The organism is Novosphingobium sp. HNCC26BN242 (genome assembly GCF_057180525.1).
The window spans coordinates 64,654-83,561 of sequence record NZ_JBXUGM010000003.1 but is presented as its reverse complement, the minus strand read 5'-3'; the positions used below and the strand labels follow the sequence as shown (position 1 = coordinate 83,561).

The window sequence follows — 18,908 nt, the reverse complement described above, 5'->3', positions numbered from 1 at the left end:
ATCCTATAGTTAGGTCATCGCACCCCCTGCGTCCCCGCCCCAGAACGATGCTCTTGAAGAAAACAGGTTGGCCATGATCCGAATCCTGCTCGCCGAAGATGAAGAGGCGATGCGCACCTATCTCAGCCGGGCATTGGAAAATGCCGGGTTTTCCGTTGTCGCGGTGGATCGCGGCACGGCGGCCATCCCTCTGCTTGAAAACGAGCATTTCGACCTGCTGCTGTCGGATATTGTGATGCCAGAGATGGACGGCATAGAACTTGCCCAGCGTTGTGCCGAAATCAGCCCCACTACCAAAGTCATGTTCATCACCGGCTTTGCAGCAGTAACGCTCAAGGCGAATCGTGAAGCACCACAGGCGCGTGTCCTGTCCAAACCGTTCCATCTGAAGGATCTGGTCATGGAAGTGGAACGCGTGTTCGAAGATGCGCCTTTTGCCGGATCGCGCCAGCCCTGACGCAGATTCCCACTTGCCTTGGATTCGTGCCAAGGCTAATGGGCCGCTTCCCATCCACGCCGCGCCTGCCGCAGCGTTCGGGAAAGCACGATGGTGCGGGCGTATAGCTCAGTGGTAGAGCACTATGTTGACATCGTAGGGGTCGCAAGTTCAATCCTTGCTACGCCCACCATCGGATAGAAAGGCGGCCCTTCGGTGCCGCCTTTTCTGTTTTAGCTTGCTAGTCCAGCCTGTTGATTCGCACGGCGCAGCAGCACCACAAACAGTGCCAGCACGATCACCGGCGCAATCGGCACACCGATCAGCACGCCCAGCGGCCGGGCAAAGGCCGGGGCCGCAAAGGCCAGAGCCGCAATTGTCCGCTCCCACGGCATCGCCACACCCTGCACAAGTACAATCAGCGGAAAGGCCAGAACAACGAAGTCGTAGTCGAGAACGAACGGCGTAGCCAAAAGCGCACCGGTCAAAGCCGCCGCCGCCACCTCGCGGCTAAGGCCCTGCTGCCACGCCACCCGCGCCAGCAGCACCGCAACACTGAAACCCAGAAAGCCTTGCGCCGCATAGGCGGTGCCCACCGGAACCCCGATCAACCGCAGCCCGGCAAACAGGCTCTGCATCTTGCCAAAGCCAATGGCGCCGCCCGCCATCGCGGCTTGTGCGGGTCCGGCCAAATCCAGCCATTGTCGCCAGATATCCGCTCCGAAGGCCAGCGTGGCCAGCGCCATGCTCGCCACCACGGTCACTCCGGCCCAACCGATCACACGCCATTGCCGCGCCGCGATCAGCACGACTGGCACCAGCACGCCGAATTGCGGCTTGAACGCGGCAAGGCCAAACAGGAGTCCCGCCGTGGCCACCTGCCCGCGCACCGCACAAAGGAACCCGCCGCCCAGCAAAGCCGCAAGCAGCAGCGATGTCTGCCCATGGGTCAGCGATATCAACAAAGGCGGAAAAGCGGCCAGCGCCAGCCAGTTGATCCGCCACGCCCATTCGCGCACGATCAGAATCAATGCGCTGCCGGTAGCCACCAACCACCCCGTCAGGGCGGTGAAATACCCGGCCAGTCCCAGCAGCCAGCACCACAGCAGAAACAGCGGCGGATAATAGAACGCGGTATATCCGGCCTGATTGGGCCAGACCACGCTTTGCGCCGCCGCATGGACTGCCGGATCATAGGGATTGCCCCCGGCCTGCACCACCTGCCCCGCCGCCCAGAAGCTGACGAAATCGGTGCCAAGCAACCGTCCTTGCGGATCAAGCCCGCCGCGTGCGGTGATCAGCAGCCATGCCAGCGAAAGTCCGTTGGCCAGCGCGAGTAACCACAGGTAAGCCGTCACCCGCTGCGGGTTCAGCCAGGCCCCTGTTCGGGCCGCAGCCCATATCCCATCAGATTTACCGTCCGGCCCCATGCGCACCGGATGTGCCGCACGGGGACCGGCCTGTCTATCCTGAAGCGCTTACTTGCCCGACGCTCATTTACCTTGCCAGTTGGGCCTGCGCTTTTCGGCAAAAGCCGCTGCACCTTCGCGCGCATCACTCGACATAAATACCGGCGCGATATAGGCCTGCTGCTTGGTCCACATCTCGGCCTCGGTCCATTCGTGCGAATCGCGGATGATGCCCTTGGACGCGATCAGCGCCAGCGGCCCATTCTCGGCAATGCGCGCCGCCAGTGCCTTGGCCGCATCGATTGAGGGTCCTTCGGTGATCTGGTTGATGAAGCCCAGCTCATAAGCGCGCTGCGCTGTTATGAAATCACCGGTCAGCGCCAATTCCATCGCAATGCGCGGCGGGATCTGGCGCGGCAGCTTGATCAGCCCGCCGGCCGCCGCCGCCAGCCCGCGCTTGGCTTCGGGAATGCCGAACTTCGACGCTGCGCTCGCCACGATCAGGTCGCACGAAAGCGCCAGTTCCATGCCGCCTGCCAGCGCATAGCCATCGACCGCCGCAATCACCGGCTTCTTCGGCGTCCATTCCGAAAGCCCGCCAAAACCGCGCCCCGGCACCGAGGGCGATTCGCCGCGCAGAAAGCCCTTCAGGTCCATGCCCGAACAGAACGTCCCGCCAGCGCCAGTCAGAATCGCACAGCGCAGATCGGCTTCGGCATCCAGCCGGTCCATCGCCGCCGAAATTCCCTCGGCCGCTGCCTTGTTCATCGCGTTCTTGGCGTCGGGCCGGTTGATCGTGACGATCAGCACATTGCCATCAACTTCGGTAAGGACTTCGGCCTCGCTCATTGCTTCTCTCCGCATGAAATCTCATCCGGCATTAACCGGTCACTTAAAACATTGCCTTGCCCTGCCTTCCGTGTCCAGTCTCCCCACCCTAATTATTGCGGCATCTGGCAGCCTGCCTTGCACCCGTCGTCGCCTCTGCTAAGGGAAACCGCGATTTATCTCCCCAGTGTGAAAGACAGGACGGACATGGCGAAGATCAAGGTGAAGAACCCGGTCGTCGAACTCGACGGTGATGAAATGACCCGGATTATCTGGGAATGGATCCGCGAGCGTCTGATCCTTCCCTATCTCGATATCGACCTGAAGTACTACGATCTCTCGGTCGAAAAGCGTGACGAGACGAACGACCAGATCACCATCGATTCCGCCAATGCGATCAAGCAGTACGGTGTCGGCGTAAAGTGCGCCACGATCACGCCGGATGAACAGCGAGTTGAAGAATTCAATCTCAAGTCGATGTGGAAGTCGCCCAACGGCACGATCCGCAACATCCTGGGCGGTGTCGTTTTTCGCGAACCCATCGTGATCCAGAACGTGCCCCGGCTCGTTCCGGGCTGGACCGATCCCATCGTCGTGGGCCGTCACGCCTTTGGTGACCAGTATCGCGCCACCGATTTCCTCGTCCCCGGCCCCGGCAAGCTGCGCCTGGTTTGGGAAGGCGACAATGGCGAAACGATTGACCGCGAAGTCTTCAATTACCCGTCTGCGGGCGTCGCGATGGCGATGTACAACCTTGATGATTCGATCCGCGATTTCGCCCGCGCTTCGCTCAACTATGGCCTGAACCTTGGCTGGCCAGTGTATCTGTCGACCAAGAACACCATCCTCAAGGCCTATGACGGCCGCTTCAAGGACCTGTTCCAGGAAGTGTACGAAACTGAAGGCTTCAAGGAAAAGTTCGCTGAAGCCGGCATCAGCTACGAACACCGCCTGATCGACGATATGGTCGCCTCGGCGCTCAAGTGGTCGGGCAAGTTCGTCTGGGCCTGCAAGAACTACGATGGCGATGTGCAGTCCGATACCGTCGCGCAGGGCTTCGGCTCGCTCGGCCTGATGACCTCTGTGCTGATGACGCCCGATGGCAAGACGGTGGAAGCCGAAGCCGCCCATGGCACTGTGACCCGTCACTACCGCCAGCACCAGCAGGGCAAGCAGACCTCGACCAACCCGATCGCCTCGATCTTCGCATGGACGCGTGGCCTCATGTATCGCGGCAAGTTCGATGACACCCCCGAGGTTGTGAAGTTTGCCGAAACGGTCGAACGCATCTGCATCGAAACCGTCGAAAGCGGCAAGATGACCAAGGACCTCGCGCTGCTGATCGGCCCCGATCAGGCGTGGATGACCACCGAAAAGTTCTTCGAAGCCATCGTCGAAAACCTCGAAGCCGAAATGAAAACCTGGGCCTGATTTGGGGACCTTAGCCTAGGACATTCATTGCCAAACATCCAAAGGCCCCGGTTCACACCGGGGCCTTTTTTTCGCAAGAAGGCCAGAATTCAAGCACATCGGTAGAGCTAGCGGGTGACTTCGCGTCGCTCCTCCCCTAACCTTATCGCATGGCAGGCAATCTCGAACCGACAACCGCACTATCCGATGTCCTCGTGGTCCTTGGCGCTGCCGGGATCGTCATTCCGGCCTTCGCGCGGCTGCGCATCACCCCAATCATCGGCTTCATCCTCGTTGGCCTTGCCGTCGGCCCCTTCGGCCTCGGCTCGCTCGTCAGCCAGTATCCGTGGCTCTATCATGTCACGATCACCGATCCGGCAGCGATCACGCCCTTTGCCGAATTCGGGATCATCCTGCTGCTGTTCGAAATCGGGCTCGAATTGTCGTTCAACCGCCTGTGGGACATGCGCCGCCTCGTCTTCGGCCTTGGCGCGATGGAACTGGGCGTGTCAGCCTTCCTGCTGGCCGGAGTGCTGATGCTCTCGGGCCTTCCGATCAGCGGCGCATTCGGACTTGGCCTTGCGCTCGCGCTGTCATCCACCGCCCTCGTGCTGCCCATATCCGGCACGCAAGGCCCGGTCGGGCGCGCCGCGCTTGCCATGCTGCTGTTCGAAGATATCGCTCTGGTTCCGATCATCTTCATTCTGGGGGCCTTTGCACCCTATGCGATTGCCGATGCTGGTCCATCGCTAGGCGAAACACTGCTTTACGGGGCGCTTGTGGTTGCCGCGTTGCTCGTCTTCGGACGATTACTGCTCCCACGCCTGTTCGCGCAGGCCGCGCTTACCAAAAGCCCCGAACTGTTCCTTGCAGCTACGATGCTCGTGGTCATCGCATCAGCGCTTGCCACATCGATGGTCGGCCTGTCCCCGATCATGGGCGCACTGCTGGCCGGACTTTTGATCGCTGAAACCGAATACCATTCCGAAGTCGAGGCAATTACCAAACCGTTCAAAGGCCTCGCACTCGGCGTCTTCCTGATCACCATCGGCATGGGCATCGATTTGCGCGTGGTCTGGGCGCAGATCGGGCCGCTAACCTTGGCCGTGCTGGGCGTGGTGATTCTCAAGGCCGTGGTCACCGGCTTTGCTTTGCGCGCCATGGGCAAGGCCCGCGCCACCGCACTGCAAACGGGCATCCTGATGGCCAGCCCATCGGAAACCACTCTGATCGTCCTGACCGCCGCCGCAGAAGCCTCGCTGATCGACCGCGAAACAGCGCAGTTCTGGCAAATCGTGACAGCCATCGGGCTTACGATCACACCGATGTTGGCTAAACTTGGCGAAACATTGGCCGGCCGCCTCGACAAGGACACTGCCGACGCAGGCCAGACCATGTCCGTGCCAGAACCGGACGGCGAGCGCGTGGTGGTCATGGGCTTTGGCCGCGTCGGACGGCTGATTGCCGAGATGCTCAGCGTCCACGGTGCGGCATGGCTGGGGATTGATACCGATCCTGTCATTGTGCGCGCCGCACGCCACGACGGCCTGCCCGTGGTGTTCGGCAATGTCGACAGCGAAGCCGCGATCGAACGGCTTGGTCTCGACAATGCCAGAGCCATGATCCTGACGATGGACGAGCCCGTCCTGATCTTGCGCATGGTCAAGAAACTGCGCAGCGCGCACCCGGACCTGCCAATTATCGTCCGCGCCCGCGACGCCAGCCACGCAGCCGCACTCTATAAGGCGGGCGCCAGCCACGCCGTGCCCGAAACGCTGGAAAGCTCGCTGCAACTGTCCGAAGCCGTGCTGGTCGATCTCGGCTTCCCGATGGGCCCTGTCATCGCCTCAATCCACGAAAAGCGCGATGAATTCCGCCAGAAGATCAAGGAAGAGGGCGAACTCAATTCCCTGCCCCGGCTAAAATCCGCCTCGCTACGCGAAAGGAGCGCCTGAAGCGCCTACTGGCCGCGCGTGACGCGCACAGTAAGACCCGCGTCCCCGGTCAATGTCACCGTTGCACCGGGAGCGATCGCCACGGTACGATCAAATCCCACGTTCGAAACGCCGCCTTCGCAAGCAGGGCCGGGCCGCGTCCAGTTCACGCTGACGTTGAACTGCTCAACATTCTTCGGCCCTTTTTCCCGCCGCGAGACCGAGACACGGAAAGAGCTGGTGACGTTCGAAAACCGTGGCACGCCATTGCCATCCGCCGGGCAGGCGTCATAAGCCTCGTTCAAGTTCATATTGTAGGACGCATTGCTGTCCCCAATGCGCAAGTCGCCCTTATAAAGCGTTGCGCCGCCACCCATGACCTCAACCGACACCGGCACAGGCTTCAACCGCACAGGCCGCGAATACGGATAATATGAAGGCGCAACTGCAATAGGCGCTGGCGGCGGTGGAGGGACCATGATTTCCCCACGGGTCGGCGGCTCGAGCTTCGTCGATTGCGCCTGCGCCGCACCTGCGGAACCGATCACAAACGCAATGATCGCCAGCACCCTTGCACCATCCTGCGTCGTCATACCGCTTCCTTCATCGTCAAAGCATGCTTGAAGCTATGCCAGCACAGTTGCAGACACAAGTCAGCCCGCCAGCACGGCCCTCGCCGCAGCCACAGATTCCGCCGCCTTCGAACCATCCGGCCCGCCGCCTTGCGCCATATCCGGGCGGCCACCGCCGCCCTTGCCGCCCAGCGCTTCCACGCCCGCACGCACCAGATCGACCGCACTAACTTTGCCGACCAGATCCTCGGTCACAGCAGCCGCGATAGAGGCCTTGCCCTCGTTCACCGCCACGATCACCGCCACGCCCGATCCCATGCGCTGCTTGGCCTGATCCAGAAGTCCGCGCAGGTCCTTGGGGTCCAATCCTTCGAGCACCTGGCCCGAAAACGTCACCCCGCCCACGTCCTCGTCGGCGCTTTCAGCTTTCCCGCCGCCGCCCCCAAAAGCACCGGCGAGCGCCAATGCCTTCTTCGCCTCGGCCAGCTCACGCTCCAGCTTCTTGCGCTCGTCCATCAGCGCCGCAACGCGCGCTTCCACGTCCTCAGGCGTCGTGCGCAGGATAGCGGCGGTGCTCTTCAGCGCATCCTCGCGCGCCACAAACCACTGCCGCGCGCCCTCACCGGTCAGCGCCTCGATGCGCCGCACTCCCGATGACACCGCGCTTTCGCTGACAATGCGGAACACGCCGATATCGCCCAGCGCGCGCACATGCGTGCCGCCGCACAGTTCCACCGAGAAATGCTTGTCCACCGCGCGGCCCATGCTCAGCACGCGCACTTCATCGCCATACTTCTCGCCAAATAGTGCCATGGCCCCGGCCTCGATGGCATCCTCGGGGCTCATCAGCCGCGTCGTCACCGGCTCGTTCGCGCGGATCTCGGCGTTCACTTCGGCCTCGATCGCGGCAATATCCTCTGCCGTCAGCGCGGTCGGCTGCGAAAAGTCAAAGCGCAAGCGGTCTGCCGCCACGAGCGAACCCTTCTGCGTCACGTGCCCACCCAACCGGTTGCGCAGCGCCGCATGCAGCAGGTGCGTGGCCGAATGGTTCGCACGGATCGCATCGCGGCGCTCCACATCAATCGCCAACTTCACCACATCGCCCACTTTCACCGATCCTGCGGTGACCGTGGCATTGTGCGCATGCAATCGGCCCAGCGGCTTGGACGTATCGCCCACCGCCAGCACCAGCCCGCCAGCCCCGGTAATCGTGCCCGCATCGCCGGTCTGCCCACCGCTTTCGCCATAGAACGGCGTCTGGTTGACGATCACGCTCACCACATCACCCGCCGCCGCGCTGTCCACTTCCTTGCCATCCCTGACCAACGCAACAACCTGCGCCTCGCCAGTGGTGGCCGTGTAGCCGGTGAATTCGGTCGCGCCCACGCGCTCGGCAATGTCGAACCACACTTCGCCGTCGGCCGCTTGGCCCGAACCCTTCCAAGCCGCGCGCGCCGCTGCTTTCTGCTGCGCCATCGCCGCATCAAAGCCTTCGCGGTCCACGCTGATCCCGCGTGCGCGCAGGGCGTCCTCGGTCAGGTCATAGGGGAAGCCATACGTGTCATAGAGCTTGAACGCGGTTTCGCCCGGCAGCTTGTCCCCCTCGCCCAGCGATCCGGTCGTCTCGTCGAGCAACCGCAGTCCGTTGGAAAGCGTACGCCGGAACTGAACCTCTTCGCGCAGCAGCGTTTCCTCGATCAGCGGCTGCGCGCGCCCCAGCTCAGGATAGGCCGCGCCCATTTCGGCCACCAGCGCCGGCACCAGACGGTGCATCAGCGGATCGCGCGCGCCCAGCAGGTGCGCATGGCGCATCGCGCGGCGCATGATCCGGCGCAGCACATAGCCGCGCCCCTCGTTCGATGGCAGCACTCCATCGGCCAGCAGGAAGCTGGTCGACCGCAAATGGTCGGCAATCACACGGTGGCTGGCGGTATTCTCACCCTCGGCCTTGACCGACGTCAGGCTTTCCGAAGCCGCAATCAGCGCCTTGAACGTGTCGGTGTCATAGTTATCGTGTTGACCCTGCAGCACCGCGGCAATGCGCTCCAGACCCATGCCGGTATCGATGCTGGGCTTGGGCAGGCTTCCGGTGATTTCACCCGCGGTCTGCTCGAACTGCATGAACACCAAGTTCCAGATCTCGATGAACCGGTCCCCATCTTCGTCCGGCGATCCCGGAGGTCCGCCCCAGATGTGGTCGCCGTGATCGAAGAAAATCTCCGAACACGGCCCGCACGGGCCATCATCACCCATCGCCCAGAAGTTGTCCTTGGTAGCAATGCGGATGATACGATCTTCGGGAAGCCCTGCGATTTTCTGCCACAGCGCAAACGCCTCGTCGTCGGTGTGATAAACGGTGGCGATCAGCTTGTCCTTGGGCAGCCCCCATTCCTTGGTCAACAGCGTCCACGCATGCGTGATCGCCTGATCCTTGAAATAGTCCCCGAACGAGAAATTGCCGAGCATTTCGAAGAACGTGTGATGCCGCGCAGTGTAGCCAACATTGTCCAGATCGTTGTGCTTGCCGCCTGCCCGCACGCACTTCTGCGAAGACGTCGCGCGCGGCGTAGCCCGCGTCTCGAACCCGGTGAACACGTTCTTGAACGGCACCATCCCTGCGTTCACGAACATCAGGGTGGGATCGTTATAGGGCACCAGCGGCGCGGACTGCACCACATCGTGCCCGGTTGAGCCAAAGTAGTCGAGGAAGGACCGGCGAATTTCGTTCGTAGAAGTCATAATCTGTCGATTAGGCGACCGGTCGGCGCGCTACAAGCACGTTTCATCCATTACGGTGATCGGACGAAGCACTTACCACCCAGGCTGCGGCAGGAAATGCCACGCGGCCGCCTTCCAGATGGGCTTCCACCAGCGCCAGCAGCCGCTCTTCCACCTCGCTCCGCTGCGGCTCTGGCAGGGTGCGCAGTGCTGATGCCGCCGGGCCGATTCGCCGGAACAGCGCCATCGCCTCGCCTACCGGATCGGCCCCGGTGCCTGCCACATAGGCAAAGTCTACCGGCACGAACTCGTGATCGGTCCATCCTGCCATGCACAACCGCACATGATCGGGATCGGCAAAGGCGAACGGCCCCGGCGCAAAGCGCTGCGGCACAGGCGGCTCGCTCGGCGGCAGCAAGCCAGCGATTTCCCGCGCCCAACCATTCTCCGCAGCCTTGCGAAAGCACGAAAACATCATCCGCGCCCCCGGCTCCGCAACGGCGGCCAGATGCGCAAAGGCCTGCGGCGGATCGGGAAAGAACATCACCCCATGGCGCGAAACATACAGATCAGGCCGCCCGCCATCGGGCTGCCAGTGCGAAGCGTCCGCCATCAGAAACCGCACATTGCTGGCAGAAGCTCTCGCGCTTGCCGTGGCCACTAGGTCCACCGAGATATCGACGCCGGTCACCACAGCCTCCGGGCGCGCCTTTGCCACCGCAATCGCAAGCTCCCCCGCCCCGCAACCCAGATCCACAATCTGCCGCCCCGGCTCAGCCACAATCGCCGCCAGCAGATGCGGCGTCAGCTCGCCAAAGCTGATGTCGGTGCGCTGCCATTCCTGCGCCCAGCTGCGGCCTACAGTGCCTTGCCAATCCGTCGCGCTCGTCATCAACCGTTGCCTTTACATGCCGAAGTAATCGCCGCCCTTCTTCCGCGCCCGCTGCCAGGCTGGACGTGCATGCACGGCAGCCACAAACGCAGCGAGCTTGGGGAAATGCACCCCTGCACCCTGCATCACCGCAATTTCCGCCGGGAAGCTCAGCATCACATCGGCCCCGGTCCAATCATCGCCGATAAAGTGCCCCGATGGCTGCAGGATTTGCTCCATATAGCCAAAGTGCGCCGCCAACTGCTCATCAATACGCGGCTTGAGCGGCGCTGCCGCATCTCCCAGACGCGACGTATAAATCTGCATCAGCACCGGCGTCATCGCCGACCCTTCGGCAAAATGCATCAGTTCCAGATGGCGTACCGCCTCGTCTGAACCCGCCGCAGGCAACCACGCGCCATTGCCATAGCGCTCGCACAGCACTTGCACGATCGCCCCTGATTCCTCGATCACGCGCCCGTCGATCTCCAGCAACGGCGATTTGCCCAGCGGATGCACCGCCTTCAGTTCGGGCGGCGCAAGATTGGTCACAGCATCGCGCTGATAGTGCCGGATCTCATAGTCGATCCCCAGCTCTTCCAGCAGCCACAGCACCCGCTGCGACCGGCTGTTGTTGAGATGATGCACGACAATACCCACAGCGACTCTCCCGATGATTTAAGCGCAAGGTTAAGGCCCAACCTTCAGAACGCAAACGAAAGGTGTTTGGCTCGCTTGCAAACTCAAATGACCAGCAGCTCAACTGCACGTTGCGAGCGTCGCCCTAAGGACAAGGAGTTTCGCGCAGAGGACGCAAAGGAAGCAGAGATGGTGCGCCGGGATTAAAACACTTTTCGACCGATCTAGGTCACCGTGACGGGGTCGAATTGGCTTCAGCGCAAGGCGCGAGGAACGAGAAATGCAGTTGCATTGTGACTGTCGATCAACGCTGCGCTGAACCCAGTTCGGCCCGCCGCGCAGCGGTTGCAAATGGAAGTTGGCTGGACGGCGTTACGTCGCTTACAGGTGTAACCAACCCCGGCCGCGCGCCGCGCCTTGCCATCAAGCGTCGTCTCGCAAACACCGTGATCCAGATTGGTCGGAAAGTGTTCTAGTGGCAAGCTAACCCAATGACCTTGTGATAGCTGCGGCATTCGATTTCGTTAAACGGCTTTGCCGCCGCTTGGCCCCCATTGCGATCTCTTCTTCCTTTGCGGACTCTGCGCGAAACACATTCTCCGCATGGGACTGCCGACGAGATCGCTGAAATCATCCAATGGACGTGCTTGCAAACCATTTAATCCCTAAACAAAAAGCCCGCACGTTCCTGCCGGGGAACGCGCGGGCTCTTTGGTCTGGCGATCAGGGGTCCGGGGCGGTGCATCCGGCCTGACGCCTTGAAGGATCAGATGTCGTCGTCCGCGTCCGGGCCAGCCATCAGTCCTTCGGCAACCTGATCGGTGCGGCCACGGATCGCGGCTTCGATGCGGTTGCAGATCTCGGGGTTTTCACGCAGGAAATTCTTCGAATTTTCGCGGCCCTGACCGATGCGGATCGAATCATAGCTGAACCATGCGCCAGACTTTTCGACCACGCCGGCCTTCACACCAAGATCAAGGATTTCCCCGATCTTGGAAATGCCTTCGCCATACATGATGTCAAATTCGACCTGCTTGAACGGCGGAGCGACCTTGTTCTTCACCACCTTCACGCGCGTGGCGTTGCCAACGATCTCGTCACGATCCTTGATCTGTCCGGTGCGGCGGATGTCGAGGCGGACCGAGGCGTAGAACTTCAGCGCATTGCCGCCGGTCGTCGTTTCAGGATTGCCGTACATCACGCCGATTTTCATGCGCAGCTGGTTGATGAAGATCACCATGCAGCGCGAACGACTGATCGAACCGGTCAGCTTGCGGAGCGATTGGCTCATCAGGCGGGCCTGAAGACCCACGTGGCTGTCACCCATTTCGCCTTCGATTTCGGCGCGGGGCACCAGTGCAGCAACCGAGTCCACCACCAGCACGTCAATCGCGTTAGAGCGCACCAGCGTATCGACGATTTCGAGCGCCTGTTCACCGGTATCGGGCTGCGATACGATCAGTTCATCAATGTTCACCCCAAGCTTGCGGGCATAGACCGGATCAAGCGCATGTTCGGCATCGATGAACGCAGCCGTGCCGCCACCCTTCTGGGCCTCGGCAATGACATGCAGCGCCAGCGTGGTTTTTCCCGAGCTTTCTGGACCGTAGATCTCAATCACTCGCCCACGCGGCAAACCGCCCACACCAAGCGCGATATCAAGGCCCAGCGATCCGGTGGAAATCGCTTCCACCTGCATCGTTTCTTTCGAGCCCAGCTTCATGGCCGAACCTTTGCCAAACGCACGGTCAATCTGTGCAAGGGCCGCGTCGAGCGCCTTCTGACGATCCATGTCCTTGATCTTACCTTCCTCGATGAGCTTGAGCTGAGCCGCCATGGCTTCGTTTCCCTTGCTAGAGTTGGCTCACATGAACCGTCAACAAGGCTTATGTACTCTTTCTGTTCTCATAGAACAAGTGGGGAACGAAAATAATTCTCCGCAATGGCGATAACTCTTCCCAAACTTCTATCGGGGAAAGCAATTTCCGTCACGCAGCAGCGTACGAACCCTGTGGGAAAGCCTGTAGCCCGCCCACACATTGATGCAAAAGATGCTTCGGAAATGAAGGGACCGCCAGTTCTAACAGCGCCGATTCGCTACAACCAGCTTACCGACCTTCTGGCAGCGGTTTCGCTGTGCCGGGGAACAGCTTGTCCAGCGCCGACTTTACGGACTCGCCAGCCTCGACTTCATCCTTCGTCAGGTCCGGCGTATAACTGGACTCTTCATTGGTGGGCGCGGCATCCTCGCTAACGGGCTCTGCTACCAGCGGTTCAGGCGCTTTAGGCTCATCCAGCGGCAGTTCCGGTCCTGCAGCAACGGCCTTCACCGGGCCCAGCACTTTAACCAACCTGGCCAATTGTCCTTCGAGCACTTTATCAACCGCGCCGGAGATCACCTCAGTCTTATAGCGCATGAAGCCACCGACCACATATTCCCACAGAACCCGCGTCGCCTTGCCGCCGCTTCCATCCACCGGCTTGAAGGTGGCGGTCATTGTGCCATTCACGGCCTCTGATTGCAGCGGCCCCAACCCGCCAACCAACCGCAAGGCGCGATAAGGTTCGGCATAGACCACACGCATGTGCATGACAGAACCGGGCTTTTGCGCGGCCAAGGCATCCTTGGGCACAGGCAGCTTTTCGCAAAAACAGCCATTGGCCACCGGATCGAGCGTAAGGTTCAGCGCCTCACCCGAAAAAGTGTGCTCCGCCGACCACCAGAGCGATGGCGTAGTAAAGGCCTTCCACGCATCAGCAGGGCTGGCTGCCACTTCTGCCGAAACGCGCAGCACGAACCCCGCTTCGGTCTTCAGCGCCACTTCCGCACAGGCTGGAGCGGCAAAGCCTGCCAAAGCCATCGCCAGTCCCCCGGCGGTCACCACGTTTGCTATCATGCGCATTGCCAAGGCCTCCTACCGCCCTGAAAAAGCGGCATCATCCAGCCCTGTTAGCGCGTGCCGACGATCGCCTCAATGGCTGCCGTCACCGCGTCCATCTCCGCCATGCCGTCCACCCGGGCAACGATGCCGCGGGCGTCATAGATCGGCAGGATCGGCGCTGTCTTGGCGCGGTATTCAGCCATCCGCGTGCGCACGGTGTCTTCGTTGTCATCGGGGCGGCGCTTGAATTCGTGGCTGCCGCACTTGTCACACGTGCCTTCGACCACAGGCTTCTCGAACACGTCGTGATAGCCCTTGCCGCAACTGGCACAGGTGTAGCGCCCGATGATCCGCTCGACCAGCGCGTCCTCGTTTACGTCCAGTTCGACGACATGGTCCAACCGCTTACCCCGCGCTTCAAGGATCGCATCAAGCGATGCCGCTTGCGGAGCCGTGCGCGGATAGCCGTCAAAGATAGCGCCTTGCCCCTCGGGCAGCGCGTCCAGCTCATCGCCGATCAGCGCCGAGACGATCTCGTCCGAAACGAGCTCGCCCGCTTCCATCACCGCCTTGGCCTTCAAACCGACCGGCGTTCCCGCCTTCACGGCGGCGCGCAACATGTCGCCGGTCGACAGCTGCTTCATGCCATGCCGCTCAACCAGACGCTGTGCCTGGGTGCCCTTGCCCGCGCCCGGAGGGCCCAACAGGATGATGTTCACGCCTTTTTATCCCCTCTTGCGACTGCTGCCCTTAGTCCAATTGGCCCTCAGCCCAAATGGTCCTTCAGCCCAATTGAACCCTCAGCCCAATTGAACCCTCAGCGCAGTCGGCCCTTCAGCTTCGCCTTCTTGATCAGATCGCCATACTGGTGCGCCAGCAGATGCGACTGGATCTGGGTGATTGTATCGACTGTCACGTTGACCACGATCAGCAGGCTGGTGCCTCCAAAGAACACCGCACCCATGCCCGTTTCGGCCATGATATATTCCGGAACCACACAAACCACGGTGATGTATGCAGCACCCAGCACGGTAATGCGAGTCAGCACATAGTCGAGGTAGTTCATGGTGTTTTTTCCCGGACGGATGCCAGGAATGAAACCACCATTCTTTTTGAGGTTCTCGGCCGTTTCTTCCGGGTTGAACACCACGGCCGTATAGAAGAACGCGAAGAAGATGATCCCCAGCGCATACAGCACCATGTAGAGCGGCTTGCCGTGGCCCAGATACTGGTTGAGCGTCACAATCGCCTGACCCATCGTGGTGTCGGGCGAGATCGAGTTGCCGGCAAACTGCGTGATCGTGAGCGGCAGCAGCAGCAATGAGCTGGCGAAGATCGGCGGAATGACGCCCGCGGTGTTCAGCTTGAGCGGCAAATGGCTGCTATCGGCCTGCATCATCCCGCGCTGCGTGGCGCGCTTGGGATACTGGATCAGCAACCGGCGCGATGCGCGTTCGAAGAAGCAGATCGCCAGCACCAGCACCACCAACATGATCACGATGCCAACGATCAGGAACGGCGAGATCGAGCCGGTGCGCCCGCCTTCGAACAGGTTGCCAAAGAACTTTGGCAACTGCGCCACGATCCCGGCCATGATAATCAGCGAAACGCCGTTGCCGATCCCGCGCGAGGTGATCTGTTCACCCAGCCACAGCAGGAACATCGTACCACCGATCAGCGAAATCACCGCACCCACGCGGAACAGCATGCCGGGGTTGACCACCGCCTGCAGTCCGCTCGACGCGCCGTAAGCCTCAAGCCCGGAGGCGAGCACCCAGCCTTGAATGGCGGTCAGGAACACCGCGCCGTAACGCGTATACTGGTTAAGCTTCTTGCGCCCGCTTTCGCCTTCCTTCTTCATCGCCGCAAGGGTCGGATGAAGCGAAGCGGCCAGCTGCACCACGATCGATGCGGTGATATAGGGCATCACGCCCAGCGCGATCAGGCTCATACGCTCCAGCGAACCGCCAGAAAACGCATTGAAGATATCAAGCACGCCACCGCGCGTCTGATCGTAGAGTGTTTCCATGATCAGCGGGTTCACGCCGGGCAACGGCACGAAGCTGAGGAAGCGGAACACGATCAATGCGCCGACTGTGAACCAGATGCGGTTCTTCAGCTCGGTTGCCTTGGAGAAGTTGGCCAGATTCAGATTGCTGGCGATGTTATCGGCGCGTGATGCCATTTCGGGGTTCTAAGCCTTGCTGCGAAACCGGGCCAAAGGCTCCGGGTCTCGGACGTCTTGTCCTAGCCCATATAGTGCGGGGTGACAAAAGTCGAACCCCTGCAATGCCGAAATCCCCGCCCGACTGGCGGGCGGGGATCGGGAAGGTGCTTACTTGGCCTTGTTGGCCTTGTTCACTTCGCGACGAGCCGTCTTCTTTTCATGCTCGCTGGGCACAGCCTCGGGCAGTTCAACCGAACCGCCAGCCTTCTGCACCGCGTCAAGCGCGCCCTTGCTCACGCCGTCAACCTTGAAGGTGACCTTGGCTGTGAACTCGCCCTTGCCGAGCAGACGCACACCATCCTTGCCGCCACGGGCAAGGCCTGCAGCTTTGAGCGCTGCGTGATCGACCGGAGCCGAAACATCGATCTTGCCGGCATCGATGAACTTCTGGATCATGCCCAGGTTCACTTCGGCAAAATCCTTGGCGAAGATGTTGTTGAAGCCGCGCTTCGGGATGCGCATGTGGAGCGGCATCTGGCCGCCTTCGAAACCGTTGATGCTGACGCCCGAACGCGCCTTGGCTCCCTTTTGACCGCGGCCGGCAGTCTTGCCCTTGCCCGAGCCGATGCCACGGCCAACGCGCATGCGGCCCTTGCGGGCGCCATTGTTGTCGGAGATTTCGTTCAGTTTCATGTCGTGCACTCGCTTTCGCTTTTGTCGCGCTGAATGGAAGGGGCGCCCTTAGGCCAAAGGCCGCAGCATGTCACCCCTATTGGTGAATCGATTCAAACGGAAAACCCCGGCACATGGCCGGGGCGTCCCTTAATCCCTAATGGAAACCGTGGGTCAGTCGACCACGGCCACCATGTGGGGAAGCTTGGCAATCGCGCCGCGCACTTCAGCTGTATCTTCCAGCTCAACCACGCGATTCATCTTGCCCAGGCCCAGACCGATCAGAATCTTCTTCTGGTGTTCGGGGCGACGGATCGGCGAGCCGATCTGCTTGATCTTGATCGTAGCCATGACCGATTACTCCGTAATGGCGTCAGCAGCGGCTTCGGCTTCAACCACCGAAGCGCCACCACGGCCGAGCAGATCGGCAACCTTCTTGCCACGACGCTGGGCAACCGACTTCGGCGAAGTCTGGCTGACAAGCGCGTCGAAGGTTGCGCGGATCATGTTGTATGGGTTGGATGTGCCGACCGACTTGGTCACCACGTCAGCAACGCCAAGGCTTTCGAACACGGCGCGCATCGGGCCACCGGCGATAATACCAGTCCCGGCAGGCGCAGTGCGAACGTTGACCTTGCCTGCACCGAAACGGCCCTTGCCGTCGTGATGCAGAGTGCGGCCTTCCTTCAGCGGCACGCGGACCATGGCGCGCTTTGCAGCGGCAGTGGCCTTGGTGATCGCTTCAGGCACTTCGCGGGCCTTGCCCTTGCCAAAGCCTGCACGGCCCTTGCCGTCGCCGACCACGACCAGTGCAGCAAAGCCGAAGCGCTTGCCGCCCTTGACGGTCTTGGACACGCGATTGATGTGGACGAGCTTTTCGATCAGCTCTTCACCACCATCATCGTCACCGCCACGGCCACCGCCACGACGATCATCGCGACGGCCACCACGGTTGCCACCGCGATCGTTGTTGCCGCCACGGTCATTCCCGCCACGGCCGCGACCACGGCCACGACCTTCACGCTGCTGCGGCTCACCGCCGGTCGCCTCGACCGGAGCGACGCCATCCAGGTTGGTTTCGTCAGCCATTGTCAGAACTCCAGCCCGCCAGCACGGGCAGCATCAGCCAGCGCCTTCACGCGGCCATGGAAAAGGAACCCACCGCGGTCGAACACGACGGAGGAAATGCCAGCGGCCTTGGCCTTCTCGGCGATTTCGGTGCCCACCTTAGTGGCGGCATCGATATTCGCACCGATAGACTTCTCGCCCTTGACCAGCGTCGAGGCTGCAGCAAGCGTCTTGCCTGCAGCATCGTCGATGATCTGAACGTAGATGTGACGGCCGGAGCGATGCACCGACAGACGGGGACGCCCGCCCGAACGCGCCTTCAGCGCCGTACGGACGCGACGGCGGCGGCGTGCGAAGAGAGACAGCTTTGCCATTACTTCTTCTTCCCTTCCTTGCGGAAGATAAACTCGCCGCGGTACTTGATACCCTTGCCCTTGTAAGGCTCGGGCTTGCGCCAGCGACGGATCTCGGCGGCCACCTGGCCGACCTTCTGCTTGTCGATGCCAGAGATTTCGACCGTGGTGTTATCCGGGGTCTTGATCTCGATGCCTTCCGGCACGGCGAAATCGACGTCGTGGCTGTAGCCAAGCTGCAGCTTCAGGTTCTTGCCCTGCGAATTGGCACGATAGCCAACGCCGGTGATTTCCAGAACCTTGGTGTAGCCCTGCGTGACGCCCGTCATCAGGTTGTCGACCAGAGTGCGCTGCATGCCCCAGAAGGCACGCGCCGCTTTGGTATCGTTGGCGGGCTTCACCGAAATGGTGTCGCCTTCGACGATGTAGCTGATTTCATCGCGGAGCGTGAGCGTCAGGGTGCCCTTGGGGCCCTTAACGGTCAGCACGCCGTCCGCAATGTTCGCAGTAACACCACCGGGGATCGCTACTGGTTTCTTGCCGATGCGGCTCATCAGAACACCTCCGCCAGCACTTCGCCACCGACGTTGGCAGCGCGCGCTTCGGCATCCGAAAGCACGCCCTTTGGCGTCGAGACGATGGTGATGCCAAGGCCGTTGCGGATTACCGGAAGTTCCTTGGAACCCGAATAGACGCGGCGGCCAGGCTTGGAGACACGGGCAACATGCTTGATCGCAGGCTGTCCTTCGAAATACTTCAGCTCGATGCGCAGCTGCGGGTGGGCGCCGGTGGCGTCCTCCGAAAAGCCACGGATGTAGCCTTCGCGCTGGAGAACTTCGAGCACGTGTGCACGCAGCTTAGAAGCGGGCGAAAGGACGGTGTCCTTCTTCGCCTGCTGGCCGTTGCGGATGCGGGTGAGCATATCACCCAGGGGGTCGGTCATTGCCAT

General features: G+C 61.4%; 19 protein-coding genes and 1 tRNA gene. 4 read left to right on the top strand and 16 right to left on the bottom strand.

Annotation, left to right across the window (positions count from 1 at the left end; translation table 11 throughout):
* Nucleotides 1–73: 73 nt before the first annotated feature.
* A complete protein-coding gene (cpdR, locus tag AC2A1F_RS12530; protein ID WP_484209114.1) occupies nucleotides 74–457 on the top strand; it encodes a cell cycle two-component system response regulator CpdR in 384 nt (127 codons plus the stop codon).
* A 97-nt stretch (nucleotides 458–554) separates the two neighbouring features.
* Nucleotides 555–629 (top strand) — tRNA-Val (locus tag AC2A1F_RS12525).
* A gap of 40 nt (nucleotides 630–669) precedes the next feature.
* On the opposite strand, the gene AC2A1F_RS12520 is transcribed toward AC2A1F_RS12525, so the two are convergent.
* The gene (locus AC2A1F_RS12520; RefSeq protein WP_484209113.1) at nucleotides 670–1,794 is read right to left on the bottom strand and encodes a glycosyltransferase family 87 protein; all 1,125 of its coding nucleotides are present in this window, start codon (nucleotides 1,792–1,794) and stop codon (nucleotides 670–672) included.
* Nucleotides 1,795–1,929: 135 nt separating this feature from the next.
* A complete protein-coding gene (locus AC2A1F_RS12515) occupies nucleotides 1,930–2,694 on the bottom strand; it encodes a crotonase/enoyl-CoA hydratase family protein (protein WP_484209112.1) in 765 nt (254 codons plus the stop codon).
* Nucleotides 2,695–2,880: 186 nt separating this feature from the next.
* Between AC2A1F_RS12515 and AC2A1F_RS12510 the strand changes: the two genes are divergently transcribed.
* Both AC2A1F_RS12510 and AC2A1F_RS12505 read left to right on the top strand, forming a co-directional pair.
* A complete protein-coding gene (locus tag AC2A1F_RS12510) occupies nucleotides 2,881–4,104 on the top strand; it encodes an NADP-dependent isocitrate dehydrogenase (protein ID WP_484209111.1) in 1,224 nt (407 codons plus the stop codon).
* A 149-nt stretch (nucleotides 4,105–4,253) separates the two neighbouring features.
* Nucleotides 4,254–6,038, top strand: coding sequence for a cation:proton antiporter domain-containing protein (locus AC2A1F_RS12505; protein WP_484209110.1), 1,785 nt, complete (start codon nucleotides 4,254–4,256; stop codon nucleotides 6,036–6,038).
* 5 nt (nucleotides 6,039–6,043) lie between these two features.
* On the opposite strand, the gene AC2A1F_RS12500 is transcribed toward AC2A1F_RS12505, so the two are convergent.
* From AC2A1F_RS12500 to rpsH, 14 genes are all read right to left on the bottom strand, one after another.
* Complete coding sequence (locus AC2A1F_RS12500; protein ID WP_484209109.1) at nucleotides 6,044–6,610, bottom strand: hypothetical protein; 567 nt, start codon at nucleotides 6,608–6,610, stop codon at nucleotides 6,044–6,046.
* A 60-nt stretch (nucleotides 6,611–6,670) separates the two neighbouring features.
* On the bottom strand, nucleotides 6,671–9,328 hold the full coding sequence (gene alaS, locus AC2A1F_RS12495; RefSeq protein WP_484209108.1) for an alanine--tRNA ligase: 2,658 nt from the start codon (nucleotides 9,326–9,328) through the stop codon (nucleotides 6,671–6,673).
* Nucleotides 9,329–9,371: 43 nt separating this feature from the next.
* A complete protein-coding gene (locus AC2A1F_RS12490; protein WP_484209107.1) occupies nucleotides 9,372–10,199 on the bottom strand; it encodes a class I SAM-dependent methyltransferase in 828 nt (275 codons plus the stop codon).
* Nucleotides 10,200–10,211: 12 nt separating this feature from the next.
* On the bottom strand, nucleotides 10,212–10,838 hold the full coding sequence (locus tag AC2A1F_RS12485; protein WP_484209106.1) for a glutathione S-transferase family protein: 627 nt from the start codon (nucleotides 10,836–10,838) through the stop codon (nucleotides 10,212–10,214).
* Nucleotides 10,839–11,583: 745 nt separating this feature from the next.
* Nucleotides 11,584–12,654, bottom strand: a complete 1,071-nt coding sequence (recA, locus tag AC2A1F_RS12480) for a recombinase RecA (RefSeq protein ID WP_484209105.1) — start codon at nucleotides 12,652–12,654, stop codon at nucleotides 11,584–11,586.
* Nucleotides 12,655–12,925: 271 nt separating this feature from the next.
* Nucleotides 12,926–13,720 carry an SRPBCC family protein gene (locus tag AC2A1F_RS12475; RefSeq protein WP_484209104.1) on the bottom strand — a complete coding sequence of 265 codons (795 nt, stop codon included), beginning with the start codon at nucleotides 13,718–13,720 and terminating at the stop codon, nucleotides 12,926–12,928.
* A gap of 47 nt (nucleotides 13,721–13,767) precedes the next feature.
* A complete protein-coding gene (locus AC2A1F_RS12470; protein WP_484209103.1) occupies nucleotides 13,768–14,418 on the bottom strand; it encodes an adenylate kinase in 651 nt (216 codons plus the stop codon).
* A 98-nt stretch (nucleotides 14,419–14,516) separates the two neighbouring features.
* Nucleotides 14,517–15,884 carry a preprotein translocase subunit SecY gene (gene secY / locus AC2A1F_RS12465; RefSeq protein ID WP_484209102.1) on the bottom strand — a complete coding sequence of 456 codons (1,368 nt, stop codon included), beginning with the start codon at nucleotides 15,882–15,884 and terminating at the stop codon, nucleotides 14,517–14,519.
* A 150-nt stretch (nucleotides 15,885–16,034) separates the two neighbouring features.
* Nucleotides 16,035–16,559 (bottom strand): 50S ribosomal protein L15, encoded by a 525-nt coding sequence (gene rplO, locus AC2A1F_RS12460; RefSeq protein WP_484209101.1) that lies wholly within the window; start codon nucleotides 16,557–16,559, stop codon nucleotides 16,035–16,037.
* A 153-nt stretch (nucleotides 16,560–16,712) separates the two neighbouring features.
* Entirely contained in the window at nucleotides 16,713–16,889 is a 177-nt protein-coding gene (gene rpmD, locus AC2A1F_RS12455) for a 50S ribosomal protein L30 (protein WP_054107573.1), read from the bottom strand.
* A 6-nt stretch (nucleotides 16,890–16,895) separates the two neighbouring features.
* Nucleotides 16,896–17,627, bottom strand: coding sequence for a 30S ribosomal protein S5 (gene rpsE / locus AC2A1F_RS12450; RefSeq protein WP_292632110.1), 732 nt, complete (start codon nucleotides 17,625–17,627; stop codon nucleotides 16,896–16,898).
* A gap of 2 nt (nucleotides 17,628–17,629) precedes the next feature.
* A complete protein-coding gene (rplR, locus tag AC2A1F_RS12445) occupies nucleotides 17,630–17,980 on the bottom strand; it encodes a 50S ribosomal protein L18 (protein WP_292632109.1) in 351 nt (116 codons plus the stop codon).
* The gene (gene rplF / locus AC2A1F_RS12440) at nucleotides 17,980–18,513 is read right to left on the bottom strand and encodes a 50S ribosomal protein L6 (protein WP_484209100.1); all 534 of its coding nucleotides are present in this window, start codon (nucleotides 18,511–18,513) and stop codon (nucleotides 17,980–17,982) included. Before rplF ends, rplR begins: the two co-directional genes overlap by 1 nt.
* A complete protein-coding gene (gene rpsH, locus AC2A1F_RS12435) occupies nucleotides 18,513–18,908 on the bottom strand; it encodes a 30S ribosomal protein S8 (protein ID WP_292632106.1) in 396 nt (131 codons plus the stop codon). The genes rplF and rpsH overlap by 1 nt, the downstream gene beginning before the upstream one ends.

Excerpts from the sequence above, each read along its gene's own strand:
- cpdR (WP_484209114.1), top strand. The coding sequence starts at position 74 with ATGATCCGAATCCTGCTCGCCGAAGATGAAGAGGCGATGCGCACCTAT.
- AC2A1F_RS12515 (WP_484209112.1), bottom strand. The coding sequence starts at position 2,694 with ATGAGCGAGGCCGAAGTCCTTACCGAAGTTGATGGCAATGTGCTGATC.
- AC2A1F_RS12510 (WP_484209111.1), top strand. The coding sequence starts at position 2,881 with ATGGCGAAGATCAAGGTGAAGAACCCGGTCGTCGAACTCGACGGTGAT.
- AC2A1F_RS12505 (WP_484209110.1), top strand. The coding sequence starts at position 4,254 with ATGGCAGGCAATCTCGAACCGACAACCGCACTATCCGATGTCCTCGTG.
- AC2A1F_RS12500 (WP_484209109.1), bottom strand. The coding sequence starts at position 6,610 with ATGACGACGCAGGATGGTGCAAGGGTGCTGGCGATCATTGCGTTTGTG.
- alaS (WP_484209108.1), bottom strand. The coding sequence starts at position 9,328 with ATGACTTCTACGAACGAAATTCGCCGGTCCTTCCTCGACTACTTTGGC.
- AC2A1F_RS12490 (WP_484209107.1), bottom strand. The coding sequence starts at position 10,199 with ATGACGAGCGCGACGGATTGGCAAGGCACTGTAGGCCGCAGCTGGGCG.
- recA (WP_484209105.1), bottom strand. The coding sequence starts at position 12,654 with ATGGCGGCTCAGCTCAAGCTCATCGAGGAAGGTAAGATCAAGGACATG.
- AC2A1F_RS12475 (WP_484209104.1), bottom strand. The coding sequence starts at position 13,720 with ATGCGCATGATAGCAAACGTGGTGACCGCCGGGGGACTGGCGATGGCT.
- secY (WP_484209102.1), bottom strand. The coding sequence starts at position 15,884 with ATGGCATCACGCGCCGATAACATCGCCAGCAATCTGAATCTGGCCAAC.
- rplO (WP_484209101.1), bottom strand. The coding sequence starts at position 16,559 with ATGAAACTGAACGAAATCTCCGACAACAATGGCGCCCGCAAGGGCCGC.
- rpmD (WP_054107573.1), bottom strand. The coding sequence starts at position 16,889 with ATGGCTACGATCAAGATCAAGCAGATCGGCTCGCCGATCCGTCGCCCC.
- rpsE (WP_292632110.1), bottom strand. The coding sequence starts at position 17,627 with ATGGCTGACGAAACCAACCTGGATGGCGTCGCTCCGGTCGAGGCGACC.
- rplR (WP_292632109.1), bottom strand. The coding sequence starts at position 17,980 with ATGGCAAAGCTGTCTCTCTTCGCACGCCGCCGCCGTCGCGTCCGTACG.
- rplF (WP_484209100.1), bottom strand. The coding sequence starts at position 18,513 with ATGAGCCGCATCGGCAAGAAACCAGTAGCGATCCCCGGTGGTGTTACT.
- rpsH (WP_292632106.1), bottom strand. The coding sequence starts at position 18,908 with ATGGCAATGACCGACCCCCTGGGTGATATGCTCACCCGCATCCGCAAC.